Here is a 14854-nt window from a genome sequence, read left to right as displayed (position 1 = left end):
ATATCTGTATGTTAGTATGAAACAAACTCCCCATCTTTATCCCGAATTGACTGATTGTAAACGCCCGCTTCCTCTGTATACACACTTCGCTATTTTTTAAACAATCCCTTTTTCTCAAATAAAACAAGACTACTTCTTTTTTATTTTCATATTGTTTACTAATGAAAGAATTTTTAAGGAGGTTACTTAAATGAAACGTTTATTTCTCTGTATGGAACGTGAACTTGTTGTAGTGAAAGAACACAATGATAACTATGAAACGACTTATCACTTAAAAAATATGCAACCTACCTGTATCGCTGTTGATCCATTTCAAAAGAATCGTGTATATTGCGGAACATTTGGACGAGGTCTATGGTTAAGTGACGATAGTGGGGATTCATGGCGACCAATTGGAGATTCTTATCGTTACTTTGATTTCCCTAAAGAAGATGGTATTTTGCACTCCTCTATCACTTCCATAACAATAAGCTCAAATGAACAAGTTAACGGATATGGTGTCGTTTATGTCGGCACAGAACCAAGCGCTTTATTTCGCTCTGAAAATGGTGGTGAAACGTGGACTGAACTTAAAAATATGAAATCATTATTATCTTCTTATACGTGGGCATTTCCGCCTAGACCTTTTACCCATCATGTACGCTGGATTACAGTTGACCCAAACAACCCTAATACAATACACGTTTCAATCGAAGCTGGTGCTGTTATTCAAAGTAACGATAAAGGGCATACATGGATTGATAAAAAATTCGGTGCTCCTATCGATGCTCATCAATTACTTATGCACCCTGAAGCACCAAATCGCCTTTATGCATCATGTGGTGACGGATTTATGGGCGGACCTGATCGTGCTTATCTTGAGAGTTATAACAATGGAAACAGCTGGATCTCATGTAGTGCAGGACTTGAACATCATTATTTATACAGCATGGCAATTGATCCAGCTGATTGTGATACGATTCTCGTTTCTGCCGCGCCAAGTGCTGATCTCGCTCATCATCGTATCCCTTATGAATCTTATATTTATCGAAAAACGAAAGATACTCCGTTCCAGCAAGTACAACAAGGACTACCATCTGCAATCGGTACAGTCATTTCGATGTTTGCTACAAACGAAGCCGAACCACATACGTTCTACACGTTAAATAACAATGGCGTCTTTCAATCCAATGATAGCGGCGAATCGTGGGAACAACTAAACATTCCGTGGAAAGATGAATATAAAACGCAGCATCCGCATGCGTTACTCGTAACTAGTTATTGATGTAAAAAAGACTGCCTAATGGTTTTAGGCAGTCTTTCTTTTATTTCTTTAAGTCGATTACAATATTATCTAACACAATAGCCTGATTGCCTCCCAGTCTTCGAGGTACAAAACGCTCCTTTACTTGTCCTTCAACTATTGTTACCGATTCATAATTTTCAGAAGTGTGGATTCTTAAATTAACGTGAGGTGTTATTATTAACTTAGTAGCGTTCTCATTAAGTTGTTGGAATGTTTTACTCCAATTAAAATTATAAGAATCTTCACCTGAACCTCCATTTCCTTCTCCATAATACTGATTACCTAAATCATCTCTCACTTCTAAATCGACATCTACTCCATCCCATACACCCCTTATCTCTTGAGATACTTCTTGGTTGTAGTATAGAATAAACGAAATTGGTGTTATTTCCATTCTCTCCATATTTACTTTGACACCATCTTTTTCTGTACTACCTCCAATCAATTGCTCTTTATTTTCTATTCCTTTTAGATTAATATTAAAATTCCAATCCCCTTTTATCTCTTCTTCAGTTTCTAAAATGGCTATACTTTGTACAATCCATTCAACATTTACTATAGTTTCTTTACTACCAACTAGATCGCTACTTGTTTTGATTAAACCTGTATATTTTCTATCTGCGACTTTAGTAATTTTATTGCTACCTGATTGGGCACCTGCTCCTTTAATAGTTAAAAAATCCAACGTAATTGGATTCTCGCCTAAATCTCTGTTACTTTCTATAGAATAGTTTATTGATATTGTCTTCCCATCAAAAATCGCATCATTAATCGTTATCTTTATTCCCTTGCTTTCTTTTGTCATATTTAGTACTGTAGCGTATTGTTTATAATTATAATGAGGCTCCATTATCTTCCCTGCGTCAGCTTTAGAGTTTTCATATAACCCTGTTCTACCATTATCTAAAAATCGGAATATGTCACCTACAATTGGCAATCCCCCAGCATATGTAGGAAATCCGATACCGAGTGTTGCAATTGATAATCCTACTAAAATAGATGCAGCAGCGACACCTTTTTTCCAACTTTTCATCTTTTTCTTCGTACGTATCGATTGTTTTACATTTCGTTTTACTTTTTCCTTTTCGATTTCAGAAATCTCAATTTCCTCTAGTTCTTTTTCATCTATATCAATATCATTTAATAGTTCATAAATGTCTTTCATATTGCACTACCTCCAAAACTAATATTCGTAGCATTTTGTTGTAGTTTCTTTTTTCCCCGGTACACTCGATTATCGATTGCTGCCCGGGTTAATCCTAACTTGTCACCTATTTCCTCTGTCTTCATACCAAGTAAATATTTCATAATGAACACCTTTTGATCTAGCGGTTCTAATTGATTAATGAGCTTCAATAATTCTTCCCTATCTTCCATAACGATTAATTCGTCTTCTGCTGATTTTTCTGTACTAATATAAAACTCATCTGAAATGATTTCTACTGTTTTAGTCGATTTCCGGTAATAATCAATTGCTTTAAACTTCGCAATCGCTGCAATCCATTTTTTAAAATCACTCGGCTCTCCATGAAATTTATTTGCGTTATTCCAAATGGATAGGAAAATATCATTTACACATTCCTCTATGAGTCCATCATTTTGAACTGGAGGAAGAACTTTATGCGTGATTCCTTTTATGAGTGGTAAGTATGTATCGACAACAAATTCTAACGCGTCTTCTTTTTGCCGCTGTAATCTTTTTATAAAATTTTTCTCATTTGATTTCATGTAGCGATTCCCCTTATTGTTTTGTAAAAGCTTTTACATCCTATATAACGTCTGAGAAAATTTTTTCTCTCATCTTTTTTATTTTTTGTATGTAATGGACTACTTTCCCTTAGCCATTTTCTCACATAACTATGCATTCAAAGAAAACTTTCTCAAGTCTGTAATTTAATTCATGTAGTACACTATTTATATAGTCACTCTTTAATTTAGTGTACATTTTATTTCATTAATCTATTTTAAAAATTAGGAGATGAGATGTGTATGTGTGGAATTACAGGTTGGGTAGATTGGAAAGAAGACCTTTCAAATCAACATGTTATTTTAAAAAAGATGGCAAATAGTATCCAGCATCGTGGTCCGGATGCTGAGGGGTTTTGGTTTTCACCTCATGCAGCATTTGCACACCGGCGTTTAATTGTAATTGATCCAGAAGGCGGGACACAGCCGAAGACATTTCGTGCTGGTGATTATACGTATGCTCTTACTTATAATGGAGAAATTTATAATTTCCGTGAACTGAGAGAGCAGCTTCAAAAATGTGGGCATGCATTTGAAACCCATTCAGATACAGAAGTATTACTACATGCTTATTTAGAATGGAAAGAAGACTGCGTACGACATTTAAACGGAATTTTCGCTTTTGCCTTATGGGATGATCAGAAGCAAAAATTGTTTTTAGCACGAGATCATTTAGGTGTAAAACCACTCTTTTTTACAGAAAGAAATGGCAGTATTATTTTCGGCTCTGAAATTAAAGCATTATTAGCGCATCCATCTGTCCCTGCTGAAATTGATGCGGGTGGAATAAATGAAATATTTGGATTAGGCTTATTTCGCACTCCAGGATGTGGCGTCTTTACACATATTCAAGAAGTACGTGCTGGACATTCTATAACATTTACACGTCATAAAAAAGCAGTTACCAAGTATTGGAATTTAGAAAGTAAGTTCCATACAGACTCTATAAAAGATACATCTTCGCATATTTTATCTATTTTACAAGATACAGTAAAAAGACAATTAATTGCCGATGTTCCTCTCGTTTGTATGTTGTCAGGCGGATTAGACTCTAGCGGTATTACTGCACTTGCGGGTAAAGAATTTGCTGCTGAAAATAAAACACTTCATACGTATTCTGTTGACTTTGTAAATAGCGCAAAAGATTTCGAACTGACATTTGCTCGCACTGGTTTAGACGCACCTTGGGTAAAACGCGTTTCTGAACATGTAGGGACAGCGCATCATGATATTATTGTGAATGCTGAAGAATTAGCAAATCACTTATTCGTTCCCCTTCATGCGAAAGATTTACCGAGTGCTGGTGAAATGGAAACTTCACTATATTTACTATTTTGCGAAATGAAAAAAGATGCGACCGTAGCTTTATCCGGCGAATCAGCTGATGAAGTATTCGGTGGATATCCTTGGTTTCATCAAGAAGAACTACTATATGTAGATAAGTTTCCTTGGCTAACAAATTGGAAAAATACATCTCCTCTTCTACTAAATGAAGTAAGTAACCAATGTAATCTAGAAGACTATATTGATACACGATTCCAAGAAGCGATACTTGAAGTACCTACTCTTGAAGGCGAAAGTAAAAAATCCGCGAAACAACGTCAAATGTTTTATTTATTTTTAACAAGATTCCTTCCTTTCTTACTTGACCGTAAAGATCGTATGAGTATGGCTGTTGGATTTGAAGTTCGTGTACCGTTTTGCGATTATAGATTAGTTGAATATTTATGGAATGTTCCTTTCAACATAAAAAGTATTGATAATATTGAAAAAGGCATTTTACGTAGAGCACTACAACCAGCTTTACCTGACGATGTACGTAATAGAAGAAAAAGCGCTTATCCAACTTCACAAGATCCACACTACTTACAAACAATCCGTAATTTAACACTTGATATGTGTAGCAATAAAAACAATCCTATTTTCTCACTTATTAACCATTCCATCTTACTTTCAATTGCTGATCAAAGTAATAAAGAGATTAACAATTTTGAGGCAAGAAGTGCCATGGAGTATATGCTACAAGTAAATGAATGGTTAAAAACATATCATATTCATATTGCTTAACAAAAAGGAGTTCAAGGATAAAAGCCTTGAACTCCTTTTATATTAATTAGCACATTGTTTATTATCAGTATCAATAGACCACCCAATAATCGTGGCACAATCTCTACCTTTCCACTGCAGTACATTTGTTAATACTGGCTCAATCTGCAAGCTATTCCCGTCATGTAATATTTCTACTAAAGATTGATCATCATCAAACCTTCGTTTATCACACTCTAAAATACCGTCCGTTGCCATTACAATGTGATTCATTCCTTTTTCTAATCCTCTTACACCTGACGTAAAGCAAGGTGTATTTGCTGCAAAAATATTTTTCCTGCCAATATATTCGTAATTTTTCCGTTTATTTAATCGTCCTTTTCCATTTTTCGTTTTCTCAGAATGGAATAAATACGCGAAACAATCACCAACTGATAACCAATATAAAAATTCGCCTTTTCGTAAACAAATTAAGCAAGCGAGTTCCTCATCATCTTGATCACACTTTTTAATAAATAACTCATCTGTAAATAACGCTAATAAGTACATATGTGTATGATGAAAAGCTAAATGTATTGGATATGAGAATAACTCTTTTAGTTTTTCTTTTCTTTCCGAAATCGCTTCTATTATATAATCTATATTTTTTGTTTTGTGATGTGTATCAAAAATCATAACAAATTCAAAGTGTAATTCAGGATCCCACCAAGCCAGCACCGCATCTCCTCGTTCATATGCATCACTCTCTTGATTTCCCCCATATACGCCGACTGAAAGAGGACCACATTTTTCAACATGTATTTCATCTACATACATCTGTTCATGACTCATCCATTTGAATGTATTCACAGCTATCATCCTCTCTCTTCCTAAATGTATACCTTTACACATAGATTACCTTATATTTCAATAAAAATAAACTTTTTCAACATTTTTTATCCAAATAAAAGGATTTTATTTCTAAAACAACGAATATATCTTAATATACGATATAAAAAGGGGATTTATTATTATGAACAACATTAATCAACATTGGGAGAGCATTTATTATCACTTACGATACGAATACGAGGACAATCTTTCCCACCAGGCAATTCGTATTTTACAAATCGTTTCTCGTGAGAAAGATATAACAATTGGAAAAGTCGCTACTGAGCTTAGTCTTTCTCATAACACAGCATCTGAACATATAAAACGCCTTATTCAAAAGGGTTTCATCGTTAAAGAGAGAAATAAAAAAGATGAAAGAGTGGTAAACCTTACATTAACAATTGAAGGAATTGAAGTATTAGAAAAACATACTTTACTAGATAAAGAAAAGATAAAAATATTAGAATCACAGTTATCAAAAGAAGAACAACAATTAATTGAAAAAGCATTTTCACTATTAGCGAAGGAGGCAAAATATGCATTTCCTCGTTAAAGTAATCGTTTCGGCACTTATTATCGGCGTTATTACTGAAGTCGCTAAACACTACAGTACAATAGGTGGCTTTATTGCTGCCCTTCCTCTCGTGAGTTTACTTAGTCTATTTTGGATTTCATTTGAAGGCGGGAATAAACAAGAATTGAGTAAATTTGCTTTAGGGGTATTATATGGATTCCCCGCATCAGCACTACTATTATTTATTGTCTATATTGGTTTAAAAAATTCATTTACACTTAGTACATCTGTCCTACTCGGTATAGGTGTTTGGTGTATCGTTTTTGCTTTTCAAAAATTATTTCAAGCTTAGGAGGAATTAACATTCATAAATTTGTAGAAATAATGGGGCAAAATATAGAAGTACATATAAAAGGAGGCGGTAAACAAACTGTAGTCATTCAAACCGGAATGAGTTGCTCATTTTATGATTGGTTTCCTATTATAGAAAAGCTTTCAAAGCACTTTACAGTTGTTTCATACCATCGCCCAGGTTACGGGAAAAGTGAGCTAGGAAATCAGCCACGTACAATAAGGCAAGTTACAAAAGAACTTCATATGTTACTACAAAAACTAGATATTCACGGGCCAATCATTCTCATCGGGCATTCCTACGGAGGCTTATGTGCACAACATTTTGCGATGTTACATGAAGATAAGCTGCAAGCACTTATTTTAGTTGATTCTACTTCGATGAACTTACACCGTTTAGATGAACTTCATTTACCACTTTCTGATCAAATTGATTCTGATGATGTTTGGTTTCAAAAATATAATATATATTCCAAAATGGATGTAGACACACTTTATAATGAACTAAAACCTATTCTCACCGATCAATCAAAACAGCAAATTGAATTCTCTACCTCGCCTCCATTATATAAAGCGACAGCTTCTGAATTATCAGAGTGGAAAAACTGTGCTCGCTCAATAAAGGAGCTATGTAAAACATTAGAAATACCATTAATCGTTATCGGTAGAGATCCTCATTATTCTATCACTCAGTTGACTGAGGGTGGCATGCCAAAAGAGGAAGCGACACAACTTGAATCAATGTGGCAAGAACTGATCCATGAACAATTACAACTCTCCCTACATAGGCAATATATACTTGCCGAACATGCTGGTCACGGAATCGAAATTGATCGGCCTGATATTATTATTGAGGCTGTTCAATCTCTATAAATAAAAAAAGGAAGCAACTAAAGTTGCTTCCTTACTTATCTATTCATAATCTTCTTCATCATCGATTTCTTCGTAATACGCATTCCCATTACTTACATAAATAGGGCCATTCGCAACATCAATACGTAATACCCATGCCCATGGCACAGCTAAACGCTTATGTATTGCTCGCCAAAAGCTCATTGATTTTCTTTCGTACTCCTGGAACTCCTGAAGTAACTCTTTATAGGAGGAACCGTCTAACTGAATATTTGCTTCTAGCAAACGAGAATGGGCATAGTACTGCAGCTCTAGTTCAGCAGCAATTTCCATTTCTTCTTCTGTTGCCATACCAATAATTGTTCCATCTGCTGGTGCAATTTCATATACGTTGTGAACTTCAATAAGCCCTTCTTTCTCTTTCTCAAACATGTAAACAGCCTCCTTTAACATATATTTTTTATGTTACAAAGTCATACTTCTACAATAACTTCTCTCTTTCCTCTTTTTTTGATAAACTTTTACAAAATATTTAACCGATGACCTGTTTTCTCTATTCTTTCAGCAGAAATGAAACGATTTTTATCAAAATTTAATTTATACACATCAGGCATATGAAGTGTTTTCCAAAACTCCAAATCATATTTCGAATTAAAATAATTCATGAGTAATACCATAATATTTCCATGCGTACCTATTACAATATTCTTACCTTTATATTTTTTTAATATATTTTGTATACATATTACAGCGCGCTTTTGTGCTACAGTATTCGATTCTCCGCCTTCGTATGCAAAACTCCAATCTTTCCACACATTCTGCATAGCATCATTAAAATTTGATACTGGCTCTGTGCTCAATAATCTTTCACGCAAATCTTCTTCAGTTTGTATTGATAATTTATATGTATTCGCAATTCCTTGTACAGTTTGGATTGCTCTTTTGTAAGGACTAGAAATAACAACATCAATATGTTTATCTTTTAATAAATGCGTTACATTTTCTGCATCACAGTGCCCTTTTTCAGATAAAGGTCGTTCCCGTTCTTCTTTTGTATATGTAGAATGGGCATGGCGAACGAAATATATTGTTGTCATTTTTCAACCTCCTTTCTTATTTTCCATCTATATTCAATAATAAGATTGGAAAATCCTGTATTACAAAAGAGCACTTTTCATAAGTGCCCTTTGTTTACATAATAAAATTATTTCATTATAATTTATTTCTAAACTCTTCATCTGTTATAGCATCTTGAATAAAATAATTTATATTATTCAAGATGCTTTTGATATGCAAATTGATCTTCTATATCGTTTAACATAATGACAACTTCTACTTTATTCCCTTTCTTATCTGTAGTATACAAGCTTTTTGTCAATACGAATGCGGTAGAACCACCTTTTTGCCCCGCAAATTCTAACTTACTATTATTAACTGTTCCTTTGAAAATATTCTCGATCTCTTCTTGCATTGATTTTGGAAAATAATTTCTACTATTTATCTTTTCCATTATACTCATATAATCTTTAGCGTTTGCACCCACTAATCGATCTGACCAAATTCGCTGAAATTCCATATCTACCTTTAATGGGATATCCCGTTTCTTCCATGCTTCTTCATCTTTCATCCATTCATGAATTTGTAACACATGTTTATTATACTCATCCTTTGACATGTTACGTATCATTTCTAATGATTGATTTTCTGGCTCATGAAGCTCATTTTCTACATACCCTCTCATATATAGTGAAGCAGTATACGAAGAGAACTTGTCATGACTAGTAAGCTCTAACTCTTTTATACTTTCATTTACTCTTTCTAATCCAAGCTTATCTAATAAATATGTTGTATTTGCATTAGAACTATAATGAATCATCCCTTTAGCGACTTCTTCTAAAGAAATTTTTCCGTTTTTCACTAATTCTCTCACTTTGGCATCTTCTAACCAGTCAGGATGTGCTCCACCATCAGTGTTTTTAACATAATATTTTTCTAGCTCCTGCAATGAAATTTGTTCATCTTTACTTATTTTCCCTTCTGATACTTGTTTAGCAAATTCAACTGCTATTACGATTTTTGCTGTACTCGCTAAAGGCAATTTTACATTTTCATTTATAGATGTTAGTATTTCCCCATTTTTTCTAATCAGTAATGAACATGTTTTATCACTTTTATGTTCTTTTATGTACTTTAATACGTAATTCGGATCTTCTTTTGACAAGTAGTACTTCATAATAACAAAGAAAGCTATAACGGCTACTATAATGACTCCTGCAACAATTCCTATAATCTTTAATATGTTCACAATATACCTCCTCTAACAAATTTCCTTCTATATCATAATTATACCGAATGAAATTACAAAATTATACAAAACAGATTGACTCTTCCTACACACAAAGAATCATTATTTTATTTCACACTGTATTGTATGGAAAATTTCATGAATATGTCTAACTTTCACATAACAAAAAAACATGCCTTCATTAGGAAAGCACGTTTTGTGATATTCTTCACATTTTTTAGTTAAAAAATAAATGTTTACTTACCATGATGTAACATTAAATCACTAAGTTCTTCTTCAATGTGATTTAATTTCGCAACGCCTTCTTTCCATTTATGAATATAACGTGAAACCCCAACAAAAAACAAAACAATAATTGTGGAAAGAATAATACCATATACGATTGCTACAGTACTCATAGTTACACTTCCTTATAATTAGTAATGTGGTTATTAGTTATATTTTTATTATAAACCTTTTTCTTTTAAAATACTTCAATTTCAACTTTTTGTAACAAAATTGATTTTTCTAATATTTCGTTCGTAAAAATGGCATATTTTTCACAAATTATACAAAACTTCACCATATGTACTATTACCATATGAGTTATATTATTAAATAGAATAAAGGGGATGATATACTATGACGACTTGGTTTATTGTAATGTTAGTTGTATTTGGAGCATTTAAAATTATCGTTTCTAGCCTTCCTAACTCTGTTATTGAATCCATTATTAGTCGCTTTGAAACACATCCACAACTGGAAGAAGAGAATGTGACTGTTACAATGAACGGAAATAACTTAGTAGGCGAAAAGAAATCAAAAATTATTCATGATTTTAACGAAGGTTTATTTTTAGATCGCTATTATGCACCGCCACACAATGAGGGTACTCCTTTAATTATCAATGCAAAACGTGGTAAAAAAGATTTCACATTTTATATTTATAGTCATGAAGAGCATGTTGATGTTGTAAAACAATATAAAAAGAAGGTAGTTGCTTATAGTTTACGCTCTAAAAACCTTCAAAATAGTGATATGTTCGTGTCAGCTGACTTAGCTTAATACTCATATATTAGAAAAAGGAATCCACGAAATATGGATTCCTTTTTTCTCATTTACTGAAAAATAAGCTCTGTCTTCAAACTATCTTTCGGTAACAACCAGCCTTTTTTCTCTAAACTCGCCATTAATAATTCCCTTTGTTTTGTCGCAATACTTTCTTCATTTGTTTTAAATGACACTTCTATTACGAAGTCATCTTCTAATTTCTCAGTATTACTTAATGGCCAAATTTCAATATTTGCTTTTATGTTTTCAAACTCTCCTGTATATCGCTTCATTAATACAGGACCGTAAATACGGGAATTCTTTAACATCTCTTCTCCCCAATTTGTATACAACCATTTGTTCATTTTCCCTGGTAATTTTTCTATTAACATGTTTTGAGCAGCTTGTTTATTTGGTAAATCAAGTATTCCATATCCTTTAGCACTGTAACTTTTCTTATTTGAAATGCTTAATGTTTTCTTCTCAAATCCCCAATCTATTTCCGCCTCATAACTATCCGTATTACTATCGAATCCTTCTTTTTTAGCTACTTCTAGTGCATCTTGAATTACACCATTTGGAATAGGATATCTTTTTTTATATGTTAGTTCAAAATCTTTACTAAATTCTTTCTTTCGAATTCTAGCGAACCAACCTTCCTCACTTAAACTTTTATTTGCAGTATCTAAAAATTGCACTTGTATTCTTTCATATTTTGTACCAGCTTGGAAATGTTCTAGCACCTCTTGCTTCATCTCTTTGTTATCACCTAATACTTGTTCTGGCTTCAATAATAACTTTACTTCAAAACTAGGTTTCATTGGACTAGCAGCAAACCCTTCCTTAACGTTATAAAGGAAACAACAAAAGAAAATGCTTACGAATACAAATACTTTTTTCATATACCTATCCCCTTTGCATTTTAAATGACTTCTATACGTTCCATTGCAAGTGAATATACATTTTCATATCCTGCTGTACTTAGCTTCTGTTGTAATCGATCCGTATCCTCTTTCAAAGCGTGCACTAGCACCGTATGTTCTGGTAATAATGTATTTAACATCTTTTTAACGTCTCTTATACTTTGGTGAACTTTATACGAAACTCGATTCACCCTACATGTATTCCTTACATGCTCTTTCATAACTTTTTCTGCAAAACTCCCTTTCGCAATATGCCCAGTAAAAATAACGGCATTCCGCTTTTCATTCCGAAGCTGTTCATAGTATAACTGTGCTCGTTTCGTTTGCATATTCGCATCACTCATTACAACTATTCCGTAACTATTTTGCATACTAATGTCATTATCCATCACTATTATGTTTCTTTTTAAACTCTCCATAATCCATTTAAGTTCTTCATTATTTTTTATCCAATCTTTATATACGAACATCTCTTCAAATCCAGCCAAAATTTCTTTATCTACTATAAGCGGAAATTCTTTATATCGTTCATATAAATACAATACTATATCTTGCGCCCTACCAAGTTGTGGCAGCGGTAATAATGCTATTCCTTTATTTTGCATAACTCGTTCAATTTCTGCACATAGATCGTCTAATCTTTCATTTTGCGAAACATCCTCTGTGTGATAAGCGGCATCTACAATTGCAACTTTTATATTGTGGCCCAATCTCTCAGGTAAATTAGCTCGTAGTATATTAGACTCTGCTGAATAGTCGCCTGAATAAAACACGTATGTATTACACATATCAACTAAAAACCAAACAGCTCCCAATACATGCCCACTATATCCCCATTGAAACCGCAATGTAGGAGTAATTTGTACCCATTCATTTGGATTGCTAATCTCATCAATACATACATAATTTAAATCTTTTATATTTTGGTCGCTATAAGGTAAATTCCACCCTTGCATCACATTATAGTTTCTCCATTTTTCATAATATAACGGCAGTTGCTCCTTCGTATAACGAGTCGTCCAAATTTTTTTCTTATAACCATACTTCGCTAATAAAGGTACACCCATCGTATGATCTTCATGAATATGTGATAAAAATACCGCATCTAAAAATGGAACAGCTTCTCTCTCTATTTTTGGATAACTATCCTCATAAGATCGATTAATACCACAATCAAATACTATTTTCGTCTCTTTATTTTTTACAAAATAGCAGGAGCGACCGTACTCTCCTGCTCCTCCCCATACTTCTACCCTCATCATGCTACCCCTTTTCGCTTTTGCTCCATATGTTGCAGCAGTAATAAGCACATTGTTGTAAGTCCAACAGAAACAACGGCCATCGCCATGCCTATAGATACTTCACCCTGTTCAAATTGAGCAAAAATAAACGTTGCTGACGTTTCTACTGATGGAGGTAATACGAGAAGCGATGCTACTAACTCTCTTATTGAAATTGTAAATGTCATCGCCCATCCAGCAAGAATGCCTGGGATAATAAGAGGCAATATTATTTTTCTAAAAATATAAATATAATTTCCAGAAAAAACACTTCCTGCCTGCATGAGAGAATCATCAATTTGTCCGAGTGATGATTTTACATATTGCACCGTGTAAGGTAAAAACAGAACAACATACGTTACGATAACCATGATTGGTGTATTGTAAATTGACATAGGCATATATGGTGAATTCCAAAATAGAATAAGACCTACAACCATAACGATTCCTGGTACCATATTCGGTAACATACCGCACATATCAAGCCATTTTTCAGAGTTTTTTTTCCCCTTTCGAATCATAAGTGTCAAAAAGACTCCAATCATTACCGCAATAATCGCTGTTACGAGTGAAAAAAGAAAACTATTCCATAAAGCCTCTAATCCCGGAGATCCCATTGTAAACAATGCCTCATAATGGCTTGTTGTAAAGTTATTTACATGTAAACCGTCGCCTCTTAATTTTGACAAAGATGCAATAAGTATAGAAAAGTATGGAATTCCAATTGATACGATTAATAAGCCAATTACATACATCCATGCTACAACACGTGTAAATATAGACAAAGTATATCTTTTAGATTTCACACCTTTTCCACTAACCATTGCATATGAATACTTTCGATTCAATACATTTTGCATATACCAAATGAGCATACAAGCACTAAGTAATAAAGAAGATAATGCTGTTGCACTACTAAAATCAATAGGCCAACTCGAAATAAATTTATGGATTTCTGATGTTAACACGTGGAATCCTATTCTACGTCCGAATGTAGCCGGTGTTCCAAATTCAGCAATCGTCTTTACGAAAATGAGTAAAGCACCCATTACATAACTTGATACTAATAACGGCAATATTATTTTTCTTAAGCGATAGAAAAAACTTCCGCCATGAACTGCTGCAGCATCTTCTTTACTACTCCCAATCTGAAGTAACGTGTTTTTCAGCATGAAATAAAGGAATGGGAATAAATGCAGACTCATAATTAATACCATACCTCCTAAACTAAAAAACGATGATGAAACTGTCTTTAGCATCGGGAAAAATTGTTCAAAATAGCCGTTAGGTTGCATGAACAAAATCCAGCCCATCGATCCAATATACGGCGGTGTCATAAATGGAATCATAAAAACAATATCTAACTTACTATACTTTCCTACATCTGTTTTGCTCATAATAAATGCCAATGGAAATGCAAATATTGTAGCTCCTATTACAACGAGTACACCTAGAAGCATCGAATTTAGAAAAATTCCAGCTAATCCACCACTCTGCATCACTTCAAAAGGCTTTAAAAAATTCCAACTGCTATTTTCATATACACTAGAAAATAAAATAAGAAAAAGTGGAATGACGATTAACATCGCCACAAGTAATAACGCTACCGTCATTCCAAATTGTCTTACTGATACGAATCGATTTACCATGGAA

At 33.6% G+C, this 14854-nt stretch carries 16 protein-coding genes and 1 pseudogene; 6 read left to right on the top strand and 11 right to left on the bottom strand.

Features of this window, described 5'->3' with window-relative positions; genetic code table 11:
* Positions 1 to 190 precede the first annotated feature (190 nt).
* Positions 191 to 1264 (top strand): WD40/YVTN/BNR-like repeat-containing protein, encoded by a 1074-nt coding sequence (locus BAQ53_RS08290; RefSeq protein ID WP_000825295.1) that lies wholly within the window; start codon positions 191 to 193, stop codon positions 1262 to 1264.
* Between the two features lie 40 nt (positions 1265 to 1304).
* On the opposite strand, the gene BAQ53_RS08285 is transcribed toward BAQ53_RS08290, so the two are convergent.
* Together BAQ53_RS08285 and BAQ53_RS08280 are read right to left on the bottom strand one after the other, a co-directional pair.
* Complete coding sequence (locus BAQ53_RS08285) at positions 1305 to 2450, bottom strand: DUF4179 domain-containing protein (RefSeq protein WP_208906700.1); 1146 nt, start codon at positions 2448 to 2450, stop codon at positions 1305 to 1307.
* Positions 2447 to 3013: a sigma-70 family RNA polymerase sigma factor gene (locus BAQ53_RS08280; RefSeq protein WP_208906699.1), complete on the bottom strand. Its 567-nt coding sequence runs from the start codon at positions 3011 to 3013 to the stop codon at positions 2447 to 2449. The genes BAQ53_RS08285 and BAQ53_RS08280 overlap by 4 nt, the downstream gene beginning before the upstream one ends.
* A 261-nt stretch (positions 3014 to 3274) precedes the next feature.
* On the opposite strand from BAQ53_RS08280, the gene asnB reads away from it, so the two are divergent.
* On the top strand, positions 3275 to 5098 hold the full coding sequence (gene asnB / locus BAQ53_RS08275; protein ID WP_208906698.1) for an asparagine synthase (glutamine-hydrolyzing): 1824 nt from the start codon (positions 3275 to 3277) through the stop codon (positions 5096 to 5098).
* Between the two features lie 42 nt (positions 5099 to 5140).
* On the opposite strand, the gene BAQ53_RS08270 is transcribed toward asnB, so the two are convergent.
* On the bottom strand, positions 5141 to 5968 hold the full coding sequence (locus BAQ53_RS08270) for a PP2C family serine/threonine-protein phosphatase (protein WP_208906697.1): 828 nt from the start codon (positions 5966 to 5968) through the stop codon (positions 5141 to 5143).
* A gap of 121 nt (positions 5969 to 6089) precedes the next feature.
* Here BAQ53_RS08270 and BAQ53_RS08265 point away from each other — a divergent pair, with 121 nt between their 5' ends.
* From BAQ53_RS08265 to BAQ53_RS08255, 3 genes are read left to right on the top strand one after another with little or no spacing between them, the layout of a single operon-like run.
* Positions 6090 to 6500 (top strand): MarR family winged helix-turn-helix transcriptional regulator, encoded by a 411-nt coding sequence (locus tag BAQ53_RS08265; RefSeq protein WP_001059785.1) that lies wholly within the window; start codon positions 6090 to 6092, stop codon positions 6498 to 6500.
* Positions 6484 to 6813: a DUF3147 family protein gene (locus BAQ53_RS08260; RefSeq protein WP_208906696.1), complete on the top strand. Its 330-nt coding sequence runs from the start codon at positions 6484 to 6486 to the stop codon at positions 6811 to 6813. The genes BAQ53_RS08265 and BAQ53_RS08260 overlap by 17 nt, the downstream gene beginning before the upstream one ends.
* Entirely contained in the window at positions 6774 to 7685 is a 912-nt protein-coding gene (locus BAQ53_RS08255) for an alpha/beta fold hydrolase (RefSeq protein ID WP_208906940.1), read from the top strand. Before BAQ53_RS08260 ends, BAQ53_RS08255 begins: the two co-directional genes overlap by 40 nt.
* 39 nt (positions 7686 to 7724) lie before the next feature.
* On the opposite strand, the gene BAQ53_RS08250 is transcribed toward BAQ53_RS08255, so the two are convergent.
* The 5 genes and pseudogenes from BAQ53_RS08250 to BAQ53_RS08230 form a co-directional block, all read right to left on the bottom strand.
* Positions 7725 to 8096, bottom strand: a complete 372-nt coding sequence (locus tag BAQ53_RS08250; RefSeq protein ID WP_000461766.1) for a hypothetical protein — start codon at positions 8094 to 8096, stop codon at positions 7725 to 7727.
* An 89-nt stretch (positions 8097 to 8185) separates the two neighbouring features.
* On the bottom strand, positions 8186 to 8761 hold the full coding sequence (locus BAQ53_RS08245) for a histidine phosphatase family protein (protein ID WP_208906695.1): 576 nt from the start codon (positions 8759 to 8761) through the stop codon (positions 8186 to 8188).
* Between the two features lie 115 nt (positions 8762 to 8876).
* Positions 8877 to 9969 (bottom strand): annotated as a pseudogene (locus BAQ53_RS08240) (serine hydrolase).
* Positions 9970 to 10205: 236 nt separating this feature from the next.
* On the bottom strand, positions 10206 to 10367 hold the full coding sequence (locus BAQ53_RS08235) for a hypothetical protein (protein ID WP_000108701.1): 162 nt from the start codon (positions 10365 to 10367) through the stop codon (positions 10206 to 10208).
* Between the two features lie 65 nt (positions 10368 to 10432).
* Entirely contained in the window at positions 10433 to 10549 is a 117-nt protein-coding gene (locus BAQ53_RS08230) for a hypothetical protein (RefSeq protein WP_002011946.1), read from the bottom strand.
* 41 nt (positions 10550 to 10590) lie between these two features.
* Here BAQ53_RS08230 and BAQ53_RS08225 point away from each other — a divergent pair, with 41 nt between their 5' ends.
* The gene (locus BAQ53_RS08225) at positions 10591 to 11013 is read left to right on the top strand and encodes a YfmQ family protein (protein ID WP_000214579.1); all 423 of its coding nucleotides are present in this window, start codon (positions 10591 to 10593) and stop codon (positions 11011 to 11013) included.
* Between the two features lie 53 nt (positions 11014 to 11066).
* Here the strand turns inward: BAQ53_RS08225 and BAQ53_RS08220 are convergent, their stop codons facing one another.
* The 3 genes from BAQ53_RS08220 to BAQ53_RS08210 are packed head-to-tail and all read right to left on the bottom strand — an operon-like array spanning position 11067 to position 14850.
* Complete coding sequence (locus tag BAQ53_RS08220; RefSeq protein WP_208906694.1) at positions 11067 to 11900, bottom strand: hypothetical protein; 834 nt, start codon at positions 11898 to 11900, stop codon at positions 11067 to 11069.
* A gap of 20 nt (positions 11901 to 11920) precedes the next feature.
* The gene (locus BAQ53_RS08215) at positions 11921 to 13183 is read right to left on the bottom strand and encodes an MBL fold metallo-hydrolase (protein ID WP_002181700.1); all 1263 of its coding nucleotides are present in this window, start codon (positions 13181 to 13183) and stop codon (positions 11921 to 11923) included.
* Positions 13180 to 14850 carry an ABC transporter permease gene (locus tag BAQ53_RS08210; RefSeq protein WP_208906693.1) on the bottom strand — a complete coding sequence of 557 codons (1671 nt, stop codon included), beginning with the start codon at positions 14848 to 14850 and terminating at the stop codon, positions 13180 to 13182. Before BAQ53_RS08210 ends, BAQ53_RS08215 begins: the two co-directional genes overlap by 4 nt.
* Between the last annotated feature and the right edge of the window lie 4 nt (positions 14851 to 14854).

It is taken from the genome of Bacillus sp. B25(2016b) (genome assembly GCF_001679765.1).
Taxonomy (GTDB): domain Bacteria; phylum Bacillota; class Bacilli; order Bacillales; family Bacillaceae_G; genus Bacillus_A; species Bacillus_A thuringiensis_K.
The sequence above is the reverse complement of the archived record's forward strand: the minus strand, read 5'-3'. Positions and strand labels throughout refer to the sequence as shown.

Bases quoted from the DNA above. Each gene is read 5' to 3' on its own strand.
- BAQ53_RS08290 (WP_000825295.1), top strand. From the start codon at position 191: ATGAAACGTTTATTTCTCTGTATGGAACGTGAACTTGTTGTAGTGAAA.
- BAQ53_RS08285 (WP_208906700.1), bottom strand. From the start codon at position 2,450: ATGAAAGACATTTATGAACTATTAAATGATATTGATATAGATGAAAAA.
- BAQ53_RS08280 (WP_208906699.1), bottom strand. From the start codon at position 3,013: ATGAAATCAAATGAGAAAAATTTTATAAAAAGATTACAGCGGCAAAAA.
- asnB (WP_208906698.1), top strand. From the start codon at position 3,275: ATGTGTGGAATTACAGGTTGGGTAGATTGGAAAGAAGACCTTTCAAAT.
- BAQ53_RS08270 (WP_208906697.1), bottom strand. From the start codon at position 5,968: ATGTGTAAAGGTATACATTTAGGAAGAGAGAGGATGATAGCTGTGAAT.
- BAQ53_RS08265 (WP_001059785.1), top strand. From the start codon at position 6,090: ATGAACAACATTAATCAACATTGGGAGAGCATTTATTATCACTTACGA.
- BAQ53_RS08260 (WP_208906696.1), top strand. From the start codon at position 6,484: ATGCATTTCCTCGTTAAAGTAATCGTTTCGGCACTTATTATCGGCGTT.
- BAQ53_RS08250 (WP_000461766.1), bottom strand. From the start codon at position 8,096: ATGTTTGAGAAAGAGAAAGAAGGGCTTATTGAAGTTCACAACGTATAT.
- BAQ53_RS08245 (WP_208906695.1), bottom strand. From the start codon at position 8,761: ATGACAACAATATATTTCGTTCGCCATGCCCATTCTACATATACAAAA.
- BAQ53_RS08235 (WP_000108701.1), bottom strand. From the start codon at position 10,367: ATGAGTACTGTAGCAATCGTATATGGTATTATTCTTTCCACAATTATT.
- BAQ53_RS08230 (WP_002011946.1), bottom strand. From the start codon at position 10,549: ATGGTAATAGTACATATGGTGAAGTTTTGTATAATTTGTGAAAAATAT.
- BAQ53_RS08225 (WP_000214579.1), top strand. From the start codon at position 10,591: ATGACGACTTGGTTTATTGTAATGTTAGTTGTATTTGGAGCATTTAAA.
- BAQ53_RS08220 (WP_208906694.1), bottom strand. From the start codon at position 11,900: ATGAAAAAAGTATTTGTATTCGTAAGCATTTTCTTTTGTTGTTTCCTT.
- BAQ53_RS08215 (WP_002181700.1), bottom strand. From the start codon at position 13,183: ATGATGAGGGTAGAAGTATGGGGAGGAGCAGGAGAGTACGGTCGCTCC.
- BAQ53_RS08210 (WP_208906693.1), bottom strand. From the start codon at position 14,850: ATGGTAAATCGATTCGTATCAGTAAGACAATTTGGAATGACGGTAGCG.